General features: G+C 40.6%; 11 protein-coding genes. 4 read left to right on the forward strand and 7 right to left on the reverse strand.

Annotated elements, in window-relative coordinates; all coding sequences use genetic code 11:
- Positions 1 to 51: 51 nt before the first annotated feature.
- From F944_RS11785 to F944_RS11815, 7 genes are all read right to left on the reverse strand, one after another.
- Complete coding sequence (locus F944_RS11785) at positions 52 to 870, reverse strand: hypothetical protein (protein ID WP_004990857.1); 819 nt, start codon at positions 868 to 870, stop codon at positions 52 to 54.
- A gap of 76 nt (positions 871 to 946) precedes the next feature.
- Positions 947 to 2,536 (reverse strand): peptide chain release factor 3, encoded by a 1,590-nt coding sequence (locus F944_RS11790; RefSeq protein WP_004990859.1) that lies wholly within the window; start codon positions 2,534 to 2,536, stop codon positions 947 to 949.
- A 341-nt stretch (positions 2,537 to 2,877) separates the two neighbouring features.
- Positions 2,878 to 3,318: a PaaI family thioesterase gene (locus tag F944_RS11795; RefSeq protein ID WP_004990861.1), complete on the reverse strand. Its 441-nt coding sequence runs from the start codon at positions 3,316 to 3,318 to the stop codon at positions 2,878 to 2,880.
- A gap of 199 nt (positions 3,319 to 3,517) precedes the next feature.
- On the reverse strand, positions 3,518 to 5,587 hold the full coding sequence (locus F944_RS11800; protein ID WP_004990868.1) for a bifunctional diguanylate cyclase/phosphodiesterase: 2,070 nt from the start codon (positions 5,585 to 5,587) through the stop codon (positions 3,518 to 3,520).
- A gap of 431 nt (positions 5,588 to 6,018) precedes the next feature.
- Entirely contained in the window at positions 6,019 to 7,035 is a 1,017-nt protein-coding gene (gene ilvC, locus F944_RS11805) for a ketol-acid reductoisomerase (RefSeq protein ID WP_004990871.1), read from the reverse strand.
- Positions 7,036 to 7,154: 119 nt separating this feature from the next.
- Positions 7,155 to 7,646 carry an acetolactate synthase small subunit gene (gene ilvN / locus F944_RS11810; RefSeq protein WP_004990873.1) on the reverse strand — a complete coding sequence of 164 codons (492 nt, stop codon included), beginning with the start codon at positions 7,644 to 7,646 and terminating at the stop codon, positions 7,155 to 7,157.
- The gene (locus tag F944_RS11815; RefSeq protein WP_004990875.1) at positions 7,646 to 9,370 is read right to left on the reverse strand and encodes an acetolactate synthase 3 large subunit; all 1,725 of its coding nucleotides are present in this window, start codon (positions 9,368 to 9,370) and stop codon (positions 7,646 to 7,648) included. Before F944_RS11815 ends, ilvN begins: the two co-directional genes overlap by 1 nt.
- 531 nt (positions 9,371 to 9,901) lie before the next feature.
- On the opposite strand from F944_RS11815, the gene F944_RS11820 reads away from it, so the two are divergent.
- The 4 genes from F944_RS11820 (at position 9,902) to holA (ending at position 14,829) form a co-directional block, all read left to right on the forward strand.
- Positions 9,902 to 10,273, forward strand: a complete 372-nt coding sequence (locus F944_RS11820) for a DUF4124 domain-containing protein (protein WP_004990877.1) — start codon at positions 9,902 to 9,904, stop codon at positions 10,271 to 10,273.
- A 165-nt stretch (positions 10,274 to 10,438) separates the two neighbouring features.
- Positions 10,439 to 13,075 carry a leucine--tRNA ligase gene (gene leuS / locus F944_RS11825; RefSeq protein ID WP_004990879.1) on the forward strand — a complete coding sequence of 879 codons (2,637 nt, stop codon included), beginning with the start codon at positions 10,439 to 10,441 and terminating at the stop codon, positions 13,073 to 13,075.
- Between the two features lie 213 nt (positions 13,076 to 13,288).
- On the forward strand, positions 13,289 to 13,816 hold the full coding sequence (locus F944_RS11830) for an LPS-assembly lipoprotein LptE (RefSeq protein ID WP_004990882.1): 528 nt from the start codon (positions 13,289 to 13,291) through the stop codon (positions 13,814 to 13,816).
- Between the two features lie 23 nt (positions 13,817 to 13,839).
- Positions 13,840 to 14,829: a DNA polymerase III subunit delta gene (gene holA / locus F944_RS11835; protein WP_004990885.1), complete on the forward strand. Its 990-nt coding sequence runs from the start codon at positions 13,840 to 13,842 to the stop codon at positions 14,827 to 14,829.
- Positions 14,830 to 14,908: the final 79 nt, after the last annotated feature.

A 14,908-nucleotide genomic window follows, 5' to 3' on the forward strand; every position in this document is an offset into this window, starting at 1 on the left:
CTAATGTAACTTGATCATGCTTGACCAGTATTGTGTAAATTTCAATACAGATTAAAACATTTTGTGATAAATCTCAGGCTGTAACAATGCTTTAGTTTGCGCTGTTGATAAATAAATATCAAATTGACCCGCTCGTTTGCTAATTTGATTGGCACGATAGTGCAGTCCAATCCCTTCACTATCAAAAAACCAGTCCGCCTGTCCCCAATATAATTTTTTCGGCGCTTCGGCCTGTACTTCAGCCGATTGTTGCTTCAACCATTTTTGATAATGATCCTGAACAATTTGATTCATGTTACTTTGTTGATTCTTCTGTAAAATATCCAGAATGTTGACTTCTTTTTGCAGTTTGCGATTGGCCACAAAAAAATAATAACGATCTTTTACGGTGACTTCTTCTTGTTTTGAGTTTAGGCCAACTTGCAATAATACATATTCATTACGCTGCGAAGCGACTCGCGTGGTGATATGGAGCTCATAAGCCTGATTTTTAGAATACTGATCCTGCCATGTATCAGATTTGGCAACATAGGCATTAATAGCTTTTTGCAAATTGATTTTCTGATTTTGACCGATTTGCGCCTGCACCACATACGCCAGTTTTTGCTCAACCCAGCTATTAAGCCAACTGTCTTTAGTCTGAATACTTTGTATATCAATATCAATACAGTTTTTCTTTTCACAAAAAGGCAACGCATATTTGGCTTTGCTTTCCTGAATATCCAAATAAGGTAAAATCTCTGCTTTATCGTGTGAAGTAGCCGACTTTTCCTGCTCAGCTTTCTGATCATGATCGCTTTTTGTGCAAGCAGCCAGCATGGACAATATCCCGATTAAACCCACCATCAAGAACTGTTTTGTCATCTGCATGATGCTTTCCCACATTGATCAAAGCGTCTACTTTAAAATAAAAAACAGCTTCCCGAAAGAAGCTGCTGCATGCAATTTAGTGTTCGCGTGTATTGCGGAACTCAATATCAGGCCAGCGTTCCTGCATAATTTGCAAATTAACACGACTCGGTGCCAGATAAGTCAAATGACCACCACCATCTAGCGACAATTGATCATGGGCTTTTTTCTTGAAGTCATTCATTTTTTTATCATCATCACAGTAGATCCAGCGCACGGTATTAATGTTGACTGGCTCATAAATACAATCGACTTTGTATTCTTCTTTTAAGCGATATGCGACGACATCAAACTGAAGTACCCCCACCGCACCGACGATCAAATCATTGCTATTTTGTGGCATAAAGACTTGGGTTGCCCCTTCTTCCGACAACTCTTTTAAACCTTTTTGTAGTTGTTTGGATTTGAGAGGATCACGCAAACGGACACGACGGAACATTTCTGGGGCAAAGTGTGGAATACCAGTAAAATGTAGCTTTTCACCACTGGTAAAGGTATCCCCAATCTGAATCGTGCCGTGATTATGTAAACCAATAATATCACCCGGCCAAGCTTCTTCCAGATGCTCACGCTCACCTGCAAGGAAGGTCAATGCATCTGAAATACGCACATCTTTTCCAATACGCACGTGATTCATCTTTAAACCTTTTTCATATTTGCCTGAGCAAATACGCATAAAGGCAATACGGTCACGATGTTTCGGATCCATATTAGCTTGAATTTTAAAAACAAAACCACTAAAGCCTTCTTCCGTAGCTTCAACGGTACGTTCCTGCGTGGGATGTGCTTTCGGCTCTGGCGCCCATTGAATAAAGGCATCAAGTACATGATCAACGGCAAAGTTACCCAAAGCTGTACCAAAAAGTACAGGCGTTTGTTTACCTTGCAGGAACAAATCACGATCTAAAGGTTCATTGGCCATTTGCACCAGTTCTAAGGACTCTTCAAATGAAGCCCAAGCCAATTCACCGACTTTTTCACGAATATCAGCATGATCATAACCATCACGCACTTCGATATCGGTAATGGTTGAACCAAAACCTGCCTTATAGACATATAATTTATCTTCAAGAATATTATAAACACCCGCAAAGTCGCGTCCCATGCCTAAAGGCCATGTAATAGGAACGCAGCGAATATTCAAAACATTTTCGATTTCATCCAGAAGTTCTAAAGGCTCTCGAATTTCTCGGTCCATTTTGTTGACGAAAGAAATGATCGGCGTATCACGCATACGACACACTTCCATCAATTTAATGGTTCGCTCCTCGACCCCTTTTGCACCATCAATCACCATCAATGCCGAGTCTACTGCGGTTAGAGTACGGTAGGTATCTTCGGAAAAGTCTTCATGTCCCGGCGTATCGAGTAGGTTAATGGTATGTTTTTTATAGGGGAACTGCATCACCGACGTGGTAATCGAAATCCCGCGTTCTTTTTCCATTTCCATCCAGTCAGATGTCGCTGCACGGTCAGATTTACGGCTTTTTACCATACCTGCAACCTGAATGGCTTTACCCCATAACAGTAATTTTTCTGTCATGGTCGTTTTACCCGCATCAGGATGCGAAATGATGGCAAAGGTTCTACGCGCACTCACTTCTTGCGCTAACTGATCTTTAAACATGTATAAATCTTCATATTGAACATCGTTGCGGTAAACACGATTTGTTACCTAGATGTAAGAAAACTAAAATTGGCGCAATTGTAGCAGAAATAGCAAAAGGATAAATCGCCACATCCGTTTCTGTGGATGAAATCTGTTTTATCCACATGCTATCTTCGGCAGTCAGCGCCTAAATACCAAAACTGTTTATTGTTTATTGCTTTCTTACATCGGATGTATCCAATACAAATTTCAATGATGATATCTGGTATTTAGCAAAGTTGAAAATCTGTTCTCGACCTTGCTTACTTTTTTTGAAGAAAAAATGAATTATTTCGTCTATTTTCGAATCAATGATTCCGCTAAGATTTAGCACGAATAATCATGTTGGTCGCTGTAGCATGCGCATATAATTTACCGTTTTCGTCACGTAAATAGCCTTCTGAAATCACCAGATTTTTGCCCATATTAATCACCTTGCCTTCAGCGATCAGCTTTTGATTAAATGGCATCGGACGACACATTTTAATGGCTAAATCTGTCGTGCCATAGGCCTCTCCTGCCGCCAAAACAGTATGTGTAGCGCAACCAGTGACCGAATCAAGTACTGTGGCAGCAAACCCACCATGCACACCACCTAAAGGATTGGTATGTCGTTCATCCGCAATCGCTTCAAATACAATTCGCCCATGTTCAACTTCAAGTGGTTGCATCGGCATGGTTTTCGCAATACCAGGTGCGGGAAATAAGCCTTGAGCAAAGGCCTGCATTATTTCCAATCCTGTCATTTTTTTTAAATCCATGATTCATTTCTCCTGTGCTATGTTTTTTGAATACTTAGATAATTAAAATCGTATAAATCTTGCTGTATTAAAATGAGCATTCGTCCTTAACATCAGCAGATAACAATACTATACACAATCAAGTTCCAAAAAAGAACTTAATATATAAAAAATTACCGAACTATTTAAATTATTAAAATATCAATAATTTATAAAAATTTTAAGCAAATTGGTGATTTTCTTTATATATAGCAAGACGATCTACTGAAACAGGCGTACCCAATAGATAACCTTGTAGCTGATGGCAACCTAAACGACTTAAAATTTCGGCTTGTTGAGGAGTTTCCACGCCTTCGGCTGTGACACATAATCCTAATTTTGTTGCTAGCTGAATAATACTTTCCAGAATAATTTTTTCTTTCGAACCTGATTCAAGGTTCACAATAAAACCACGATCAATCTTAAGCTCATCTACAGGTAAATCTTTTAAATAAAGAAAACTAGAATGACCTGTACCAAAGTCATCAATGGCGATACGAATACCCAAATCACGTAAACGTTCAAAAGTGCGAATACTCATATCAATATGACGCATCGCAGTTGATTCAGTAATTTCGATAATTAAATGATTAGGTTGAATATTATATTTTTCTATTAAACTTTCAAGAGTTGAAAATAATTTTTTGTTTTCAAATTGAATTGCAGAAAGATTAACGGCAATCGGATAAAAAGGAATATTATTATGAACCCATTCCTGAATCTGCTTACAGGCCTCTTCAAGTGCCCAATAGCCCATTGGAACAATCAAACCCGTTTTTTCCGCGCCATCAATAAACATATGGGGAGTGAGTAATCCCAATGTTGGATGTTGCCAGCGAATTAAAGCTTCCACCCCACAAATTTTTTGATGAATGGTGAATTTGGGCTGGTAAAATAATACAAATTGTTGCTCATCTACAGCCTTATACAAATCATTGATCAATTTGGACTGACTTTTTGCCTCATCCTGTACGCTGGAATAACTAAACAATGTACTGGTATTACGTCCCTGCTCTTTAGAACTCAACATGGCCGCATCAGCATTAATTAATAAATCTTGTAAATTCGCGCCATGTTCAGGATACATCGCGATCCCCACACTGGCCGATACATTAATTTCTTTGCCAATAATGAGATAGGTTTCCTGAACCTGCTGCAAAACATCTTCAGCTTTTTCAATTGCTTCTGCAATAGTCGAGTTTTCAATGATCAGTAAAAACTCATCACCCCCTATTCTCAAAAACTTACTTCGTTCATTTAAATGGCGGTAAACACGATTCGCCATCTGAATCAATAACTGGTCTCCTACATGATGACCAAAAGCATCATTGACTGACTTAAAGCGATCCAAATCTAAATATAAAAAAGCAATATTCTGCTCACGTAAACGGTGTTCTGCAAAAATGACTTGCGCATAATCAACTAAAAATAAACGATTAGGTAATTTGGTTAGATTATCTTTGGTCGCTAGACCTGCAAGTTCTTTATTTAATTGTGAAAGTGCATGATTACGCTCCTCCAGCCTGAGCTCTAGAACAGCAACACAAAAACCAGCAACCAAAATCAGGCTAGTCACAAACAGGATAGTAAATAAGAGCAGTCCCTGACCTGCTTCATAACCCATCATGACATGATTATTATGAGTCGAAATGAATGTAGTCGCAACCATACCTGTATAGTGCATCCCCACAATACTGAGCGCCATCGTCACCGCTATTGCTAGTTTTAACCCAGATTTTCGTCCAATTGCACTTTTATATTTGAAAATGAGAAAAAAAGCCAAACCCGAACCACTAATCGCAATGAGCACTGAAAATACGACAATCAAAGGATCATAGACCAGATGATGATTTTCGATCACTAAGCCCATCATACCCGTATAATGCATCCCTGAAATTCCCAAACCCATGAGAACAGAGCCAATCACAAGACGAGGCAAAGGTAAAGTTGGACGGGATGTTAACCAAAGTGCGAACAGTGAAGCTACTGCTGCAATCAGGTAGGACAATATGGTTAAGCCTAGATCGAAAGAATAGCCTTCAGGTAAATGGCAGGCAAACATCCCAACAAAATGCATCGACCAAATAGCAAAGCCTAAAATAAGACTACTGGAAATTAGAATCCATTTTTCAAAATGCTTGTAGGTGTCTTTAAAAATTAATTGTTCTGTAGAAATGGCTACATAGCACACGATGACAGCGACTAGAACTGAACCGAGTACAAAGGTATAGTCATAATCAACATGTACCATACAAAATTTCCATGGTTATTAGATACTTGTTTTTATTTTGAAAGCTAAATAAACAGCCCTCTCTCTGCTCACTTTTACCTTCTTAACATCAAGTTTTTGATGTCATTAAACAATACCACTATCGCTGTGAAGGTCAAGTTTTTTTTACCTTAAAAATCAACAGAATAAAAACACAAATTTGATGGGTTTTATGAATTAAATCACGGGTTTCCAACAAAGCTGTGATAAATAAAAACCCTGCAATTTGCAGGGTTTTTCAGAAACTCAACTCAAATTAGTTCTTTTTTTGTCTACGATTTTATTCGCTTGAATCCAAGGTACGAAAAAAGATGGAAACACCGCTTTCATCTTTTTGAGGCACGTAACAATAAACATAAAAGACCCACTCAAATAGAGTGGGTCTTGGCATTCAAATTAATTGATTCGAGAAATTAGTTCTTCTCTTTATCAACAATTTTGTTTGCTTGGATCCAAGGCATCATCGCACGTAGCTTGTTACCCGTTACTTCGATACCATGAGCAGCGTTTTGACGACGACGTGCAGTCATAGAAGGATAGTTCAACGCACCTTCTTGAATGAACATTTTCGCATATTCACCAGACTGGATACGTTTAAGCGCATTACGCATTGCTTCACGCGATTGATCATTGATGACTTCAACACCCGTGACATATTCGCCATATTCAGCGTTGTTAGACACTGAGTAGTTCATATCTGCGATACCACCTTCGAACATCAAATCCACGATCAATTTAAGTTCGTGTAAGCATTCGAAGTAAGCCATTTCTGGAGAATAACCTGCTTCGACCAAAGTTTCGAAGCCCATTTTCACCAATTCAACCGCACCACCACAAAGAACCGCTTGTTCACCGAACAAGTCAGTTTCAGTTTCTTCACGGAAAGAAGTTTCGATGATACCCGTACGACCACCACCTACGCCTGAAGCGTAAGAAAGCGCCACATTACGTGCATTACCAGAAGCATCTTGATGGATTGCAATTAGATCAGGTACACCAGAACCACGTTGGAATTCTGAACGTACAGTGTGACCTGGTGCTTTAGGCGCAACCATGATGACGTCTAAGTCTTTACGTGGAACAACTTGGTTATAAAGAACAGAGAAACCATGAGCAAATGCTAAAGTCGCACCCTCTTTGATGTTCGGCTCAATTACATCACGATAAAGTTGTGACTGGAATTCATCTGGGGTCAAGATCATGACTAAGTCAGCTTGAGCAACTGCTGCTGGAACTTCAGAAACTTTCAAGCCTGCATTTTCAGCTTTTTTCCAAGAAGTAGAACCTGCACGTAAACCCACGGTGACGTCAACACCAGAATCTTTAAGGTTAAGCGCGTGTGCATGACCTTGTGAACCATAACCAATAATGGCTACTTTTTTGCCTTGGATGATAGATAAATCACAGTCTTTATCGTAAAAAATTTGCATCTTTTGTCTCCATGAAAACTTTAAAATATGTTGAGTATTTCCCCCTCACCCTAACCCTCTCAAGGAGAGGGGACGTCTTCTCCCTCTGGGAGAAGGTTGGGATGAGGTTTTTTAAAAAATTAAATTGTTAAAACCTTTTCGCCACGTGCGATACCAGATACACCTGAACGAACCACTTCCAAGATCGTATTTTCTGCAAGTGCATCGATAAAGCCATCAAGTTTATCGGTAGTCCCTGCAATCTGAATGGTATAAGTCGTTGGCGTTACATCGACGATTTGTGCACGAAAAATGTCCGCAGTGCGTTTAATCTCAGCACGAGCTGCACCTAAGGCTTTCACCTTGATCAACATCAATTCACGCTCGATATGAGCACCTTCTGAAAGATCAACGACTTTCACCACTTCAACCAGTTTATTCAGTTGTTTGGTAATTTGCTCAATCTTGTGATCATCACCATACGTGGTCAAGGTCAAACGAGATAAAGTTTCATCTTCAGTTGGCGCAACATTCAATGTTTCAATGTTATAACCGCGTTGACTAAACAAACCAACTAGACGAGAAAGCGCACCAGCTTCGTTTTCAACGAGTACAGAAATAATATGTCTCATTAGGTACGCTCCCCTTTTCCTAACCACATGTCTTGCATAGACTGACCTGCGATTAACATTGGATAAACATGCTCAGTACGATCAACCATGACATTAATGAACACACATTTATCATTAATGGCCATCGCTTCAGCCAACTTGGACTCAAGCTCATCAGCATGCTCAATGGTAATGCCAACATGACCATACGCTTCCATCAACTTGGCAAAATCAGGCAATGATTCAACATAAGAACTTGAATGACGACCTTCGTAATTCATATCCTGCCATTGTTTAACCATCCCTAAGGCGCGGTTATTCAGGCATAGGATTTTGACATTTAATCCATATTGCTTACAGGTTGATAATTCCTGAATACACATTTGAATCGATGCCTCACCCGTAATACACACTACTTGCTGATCTGGGAAGGCAAGTTTTGCAGCCATTGCGTAAGGTAAACCAACACCCATGGTGCCCAAACCGCCTGAGTTGATCCATTGACGTGGACGCTTGTATTTATAATACAACGCACCAAACATCTGATGCTGACCAACGTCAGAAGTAATAATCGCTTCACTATTGGTAACACGATCCAATGCTTCAACCACTTGTTGTGGTTTCATCACACCATTTTGACCCGTTTCATAGCGTAAGCCATGAACTTTACGCCATTCATTAATTTGTGACCACCAAGCAGCAATATCTTCTGGATTTGGCTTCGACACATTCATTTGCTTGAGTTGTGCCAGCATTTCCTGAAGCACGGGCTCAACAGCACCTACGATAGGAATGTGCGCCATAATGGTCTTGGAAATGGTTGCTGGGTCAATATCAATATGAATGACTTTGGCATTTTGACAGAATTTGGCAGGATTATTGGTGACACGGTCATCAAAACGCGCGCCAATCGCCAAAATCACATCGGCATTATGCATCGCCATGTTGGCTTCATAAGTTCCGTGCATCCCTAACATGCCCACAAATTGTGGATCATCGCCTGGAAACGCCCCCAAACCCATTAGGGTATTGGTCACTGGATAACCGAGCAAATGCGCAAGCTCAGTCAATAATGCAGATGCATTGCCCTGAACCACACCACCACCCGTATAAATCATAGGGCGCTTTGCAGAAAGCAACTCATCAATGGCTTTACGAATTTGTCCTGAATGTCCACGTGAAGGCGGCTGATACGAACGCATCTTCACTTTTTCAGGATATTCATAGGCAAATTTTTCAGCAGGATTGGTCGCATCCTTTGGAATGTCGACCACAACTGGCCCCGGACGACCACTTGAAGCAATATAAAATGCTTTTTTAATAATGGCAGGAATTTCACTGGCATGACGCACTTGGAAACTGTGCTTTACGATTGGACGGGAAATACCGACCATATCTGTTTCCTGAAATGCATCTTCTCCAATTAAATGGCTGGCAACCTGACCAGACAAAATCACCATTGGGATTGAGTCCATGTAAGCTGTAGCAATTGGAGTGACAGTATTGGTTGCGCCTGGACCTGAAGTGACCAGCACCACACCCGTCTTACCAGTTACGCGAGAATAAGCATCGGCCATATGACCTGCGGCTTGTTCATGGCGTACAAGGTAATGATTAATTTTGTCTTGTTGAAAAAGCGCGTCATAAATATGTAAAACTGCGCCGCCTGGATATCCAAAAACGTGTTCAACGCCCTCATCCGCAAGTGCGCGAACGAGCATTTCACCACCAGATAAAAGTTCCAACGTGATTCACCCTAGTCTTTTGCACCATTTATGGGAGACATAAATAGTGTGTCATTCATTTACTTTCTGCACTGTTATAGCACACATACTTCCAAGTTTTTGCTGTAATAGGAAAAATTTCTAAACTGATCACCGTATAAGTTGTCTCAGCTTCATTAAAGAACTGTTGGGATAAACAGGTCTTGAGCAAAATCACCCTCTCGGCTAGAGAGAATGTCCATTACATACCATGACATTATTCGAAGGGTGATCGAATAAAGGCATATAAAACTAAAGCGAACATTTTTTATGTTTCAACTATTAAAGTCAAGGCGAAATGCTCGCTTTTTGCCGTTTATTTTTTGTGTGTATATTTTTAAACCAGATTACTTGAAGCTTAATCGATTTATTTACACCATTTATCGCAATTCCTCTTTTCATTTTTGTTCATTTACCGCAATTTAAAGCGTATGATTTACAATCAGCATTACTCAACTTTATTGACGTTTTTTTCGTTATAAAATCAGATTGTTATTAATGGACATTCAGGCTATGAGCAAATATATAGTGTATCGTTCTAAGGTATTTTTTTTAGCACAAAGCGCGCTAATGGCTAGTCTGATGCTATTTGCCACTCAGAATCATGCTGAACAATATTACAAATGGGTGGATAGCAAAGGTTCGACGCACTACACCACTACACCACCACCCAAAGGTTCAAAAAAACAAGGACAAGTTAATACTTATGGGCATACTTCACGCCCTACACAAAATAATCCAGCTCATCCAGAGCAAACTCAGCCAAATACAGAAAATGGCAATAAAAATCAGTCATCAACACCTGCGCCTAACCCACCTCAGGTAATGCCAAAATCTGAACAAACCGCACCAAGCGCTGCTCCAGCGACAAATCGTGCAGTTTAAATGACCTCACTCAAATCAAACATAAATCTCAGATCTGGATAGATTCCAGATCTGTTTTTTATATTGTGTATAAAATCCCTTGTACAACATGCGCTTTTTTTTTGATTTTGCGCTATGCTGTGCAGCAATATTTTTTAACTTTACATTGTTGTCCTTAATACGTTTATGACTACTCACATTGACCCCGAATATCAAGCAAGTGCTATCGAAGCTCAAGTTCAACAAGACTGGGAAGCTCGCAAGGCATTTAAAGTTGCAGACACTGTTGAAGGTAAACATCGCTACATCCTGTCGATGTTCCCCTACCCAAGTGGCAAACTGCATATGGGGCATGTACGTAATTATACGATAGGTGATGTGATCAGTCGTTTTCATCGTTTAAAAGGTGAAACCGTATTACAACCGATGGGTTGGGATGCTTTTGGCTTACCTGCTGAAAATGCAGCGATTGCGCATCAGGTTGCCCCTGCCAAATGGACCTTTGAAAACATCGCCTATATGCGTGACCAATTAAAAAAATTGGGCTTATCTGTGGATTGGGATCGTGAATTTGCGACCTGTACCCCTGAATATTATCACTGGGAACAATGGTTATTTGTCCAACTTTATAAGAAAGGCTTGATCTATCGTAAGCTTTCAACCGTAAACTGGGATCCCGTTGACCAGACTGTACTTGCCAATGAGCAAGTTGAAAATGGTCGTGGCTGGCGTTCAGGTGCATTGGTCGAAAAGCGTGATATTCCAATGTATTACTTCCGCATCACTGACTATGCGCAAGAGTTATTAGACGATTTAGATACATTAAAAGACGGTTGGCCACAACAAGTCTTGACCATGCAGCGCAACTGGATTGGTCGTTCTACTGGGATGGACATTACTTTTCCATCTGCAAACACCGAAGTCTACGCCGATGGCATAACCGTTTACACCACCCGTGCAGATACCTTAATGGGTGTGACTTATGTTGCGGTTGCAGCAGAACATCCAATGGCACTAAAAGCAGCGGCGCTCCAAGCAGAAGCAGGCGATTCTACACTTGCTGCATTTATTGAAGAATGTCGTATGGGTTCAGTCGCAGAAGCGGATTTAGCCACGGCTGAAAAGAAAGGTATGGCAACAGGTTTATCTGTTAAGCACCCAGTAACGGGTGAAGATTTACCTGTCTGGATTGCCAACTATGTGTTGATGTCTTATGGCTCAGGCGCGGTCATGGCAGTTCCTGCACATGACGAACGTGATTTCGAATTTGCCAATAAATTTAACTTGCCTATCACCCAAGTGATTGATGCCAAAGGTGCTGACGATGCAGAATATTCTGCAACTGAATGGCAAGAATGGTACGGCTCTAAAGATGGCAAACTGGTGAATTCAGGTGAGTTTGATGGTCTAGATTTTCAAGCGGCATTTGATGCTTTCCTTGCAAAATTAGAGCCACAAGGACTTGCCAATGCCAAAGTTCAATTCCGTTTACGTGACTGGGGTGTTTCTCGTCAGCGTTATTGGGGTTGCCCAATTCCAATGATCAACTGCGAAAAATGCGGTCAAGTACCTGTTCCAGAAGATCAATTGCCCGTGGTATTGCCAACCGATGTGGTTCCAGATGGCTCGGGTAATCCACTCAATAAAATGCCTGAGTTTTATCAAACCACTTGCCCAAGCTGTGGTGGCGAAGCTCGTCGTGAAACAGACACTTTAGATACTTTTGTTGAGTCATCTTGGTATTACGCACGTTATGCATCTCCAGACTTCACTGGTGGTATGGTCAAACCGGAAGCTGCGCAAAGCTGGCTACCTGTCAATCAATATATCGGTGGTGTGGAACACGCGATTTTGCATTTGCTTTATGCACGTTTCTTCCATAAATTGATGCGTGATGAAGGTGTAGTACAAGGTAACGAACCATTTACCAACTTGCTGACTCAAGGCATGGTGTTAGCAGATACCTTCTATCGTGAAGCAGAAAACGGCAAGAAAACTTGGTTTAACCCTGCCGATATCCTTTTAGAAAAAGATGAAAAAGGTCGTATCCTGTCTGCGAAATATTCAGGTGATGGTCAGGATGTCGTGATCGGTGGACAAGAAAAAATGTCCAAATCGAAAAACAACGGCATTGACCCACAAGCGATCATTGATCAATACGGCGCAGATACCGCGCGCGTGTTTATGATGTTTGCCGCGCCACCTGATCAATCTCTAGAATGGTCAGATGCAGGTGTGGAAGGCGCAAACCGTTTCTTGAAACGTGTATGGCGTTTGGCTGCTGGCTTCCTAGAACAAGGCAACCCAGCAACGACGATTGATACTGCTAATCTATCTCAATATGCTCAGGATTTACGTCGTAAAACCCATGAAACCATTCAAAAAGTAGGTGATGACATTGAACGTCGTCATGCCTTCAATACCGCTATTGCCGCATTGATGGAATTACTTAATGCCAGCAATAAGTTTGAAGCAAAAGATGACAATGATATCGCTGTATTACGTGAAGCGATCACGACACTCCTAACCTTGCTTGCTCCATTTGCACCGCATTTAAGTCAGACTTTATTGAGCCAGTTTGGTGTTGATTTAGTTCAGGTCACATTCCCTGTGGTTGATGAGTCTGCATTGACCCGCAATACTCAAACTATTGTGGTACAGGTCAATGGTAAGCTTCGTGGCAAGTTAGAAGTCTCTATTGATGCATCGAAAGATGAATTATTGGCATTGGCTAAAGCATTGCCTGAGGTTCAACAATTCTTAACGGGTCCAACCAAGAAAGAAATTGTTGTACCGAATAAATTGGTCAATTTAGTGGTTTAATTTCCTGCTTAAATCCCCTTTGCTTTTAAGAGAGGGTTAGGGAGAGGTCATTCCCCCTCATCTTAACCTTCTCTCTAAGGGAGAAGGAACTTGAGTAGAATAAACAAAACCCAAACAAAGCCCGTTGTCATTCAATGGGCTTTGAATCTAAAATGTTGTGAATTTTAAAAAATTAATGATTCCAAGTATTTTGGAATCCCATGAGGACAAAGCATGCATTTAGTTCAACGTGTTGCAGCAGTTGTATTAACTTTAGGTCTAAGTGCAGGCTTGGCGGGCTGTGGTGGTTTTCATTTAAAAGGAACTAATCCAACTGCCGCACCATTGGCTTATCAAAGGCTCAATCTTGCTTTGCCTAAAAATACCGACGAATTGGAAAAACAGCTGAGTGTTTATTTGGCTGCCAGTGGTGTTCAACTGAGTAATGCCAACGATGCCTATACGCTGCGTGTGCTTGATTATACACCGCGTCGTCAACTCCTTAATGGAAAACTCACCGAAGTTTTATTACGCTTAACTGTCACTTTTCAGATCGAAGATCATCAAGGCAATCCGATTACTGCGCCACGCACTTTAACCGCAGCGCGTAGTTATCAATATGATTTAGCGACGGTTAACACCGAAAATCAGGAAGAGACTTATCTGGATCGTATTGTGATTGATGATATTGCTCAGCAGATTGCGCGTCAGATTTCTGCCAACCGTTTACCGAAAGTTACGCCACAAAGTACATCTAACTAAATGTATTTTTGTGTTGATCGATTATGAAACTGGACTATTTACAAGCGTTAAAACGTGCCCCAGAAGCGCGTGGCGCATGGATTTTGCACGGCCAAGAACCTTTGCTTGAGCAAAATTTACTGGATCATTTTCGTAAAAGCTGGCAGCAACAAAACATTGAACGCCAGCGTTATGACATCAGCAGTGTCAATGACTGGAAAAACGTTTTTAATGCATTAAATAGTCTTTCTTTATTTTCACAGCAACTTGCCATTGAAGTACATGGCAACATCAAACCTGATGCCAATGGACTCAAACAGCTCAAAAGTTATTTACAACATAATGAGTCCAATCTCTTACTGATTGTTTTACCGAAACAAGATAGTTCAAGCTTAAAGTCGGCATTTTTTCAAACGGTTGAAGCCAATGGTGTGGTGGTTGCTTTAACAGCCTCCTACCCTCAAGATCGTCAGCGTATTTTAACAATTGAAGCTGAGAAATTGGGAATTCAACTGGATTCAGATGCATGGGCATGGCTCATGCAGCATCATGAGCATAATTTATTAGCTGCAAAAAATAGTTTGATGCGGGTAAATGATACATTTCCTGAGCATTCTCTGATTCAAATTGAACAGCTTTATGCCTGTTTACAAGATCAATCTCGCTATACTACTTATGATTTAAGTGATGCTTTACTTGAAGGCAATCTGCCACAATCCATTAAAATTTTTCAATATCTAGTTGCTTCTGGCGAACCACATAGTTTGATCTTGTGGACACTCAGTAAAGAAATGCGGCTCTTAATGCAGTTATTTGAACAGCCGCAAAATGCCTTACAATTGGGAATTTGGAAAACCAAAGTTTCTCTCTATCAACAAGCACTACCCCGTTTACATCCACAACAGTTTTTAAACTGGCCTAGCTTGTTATTAAAAGTCGATGCGTCTATCAAAGGCATGTCTAAAGAAAATCCCGAACATTTGATTCAGCAAGGGATTGCGGAGCTCTGTGGAAAAACCTTGTTTCTCGTTTAAGACTATTCCGTACTATTGCATTAAATCAATAAAAATATTCACGTTTTATCCTTAATTCACTTTTATACTAGTGCCAAAT

Origin of the sequence: Acinetobacter ursingii DSM 16037 = CIP 107286 (assembly GCF_000368825.1) — a bacterium.
Taxonomy (GTDB): Bacteria; Pseudomonadota; Gammaproteobacteria; order Pseudomonadales; family Moraxellaceae; genus Acinetobacter; species Acinetobacter ursingii.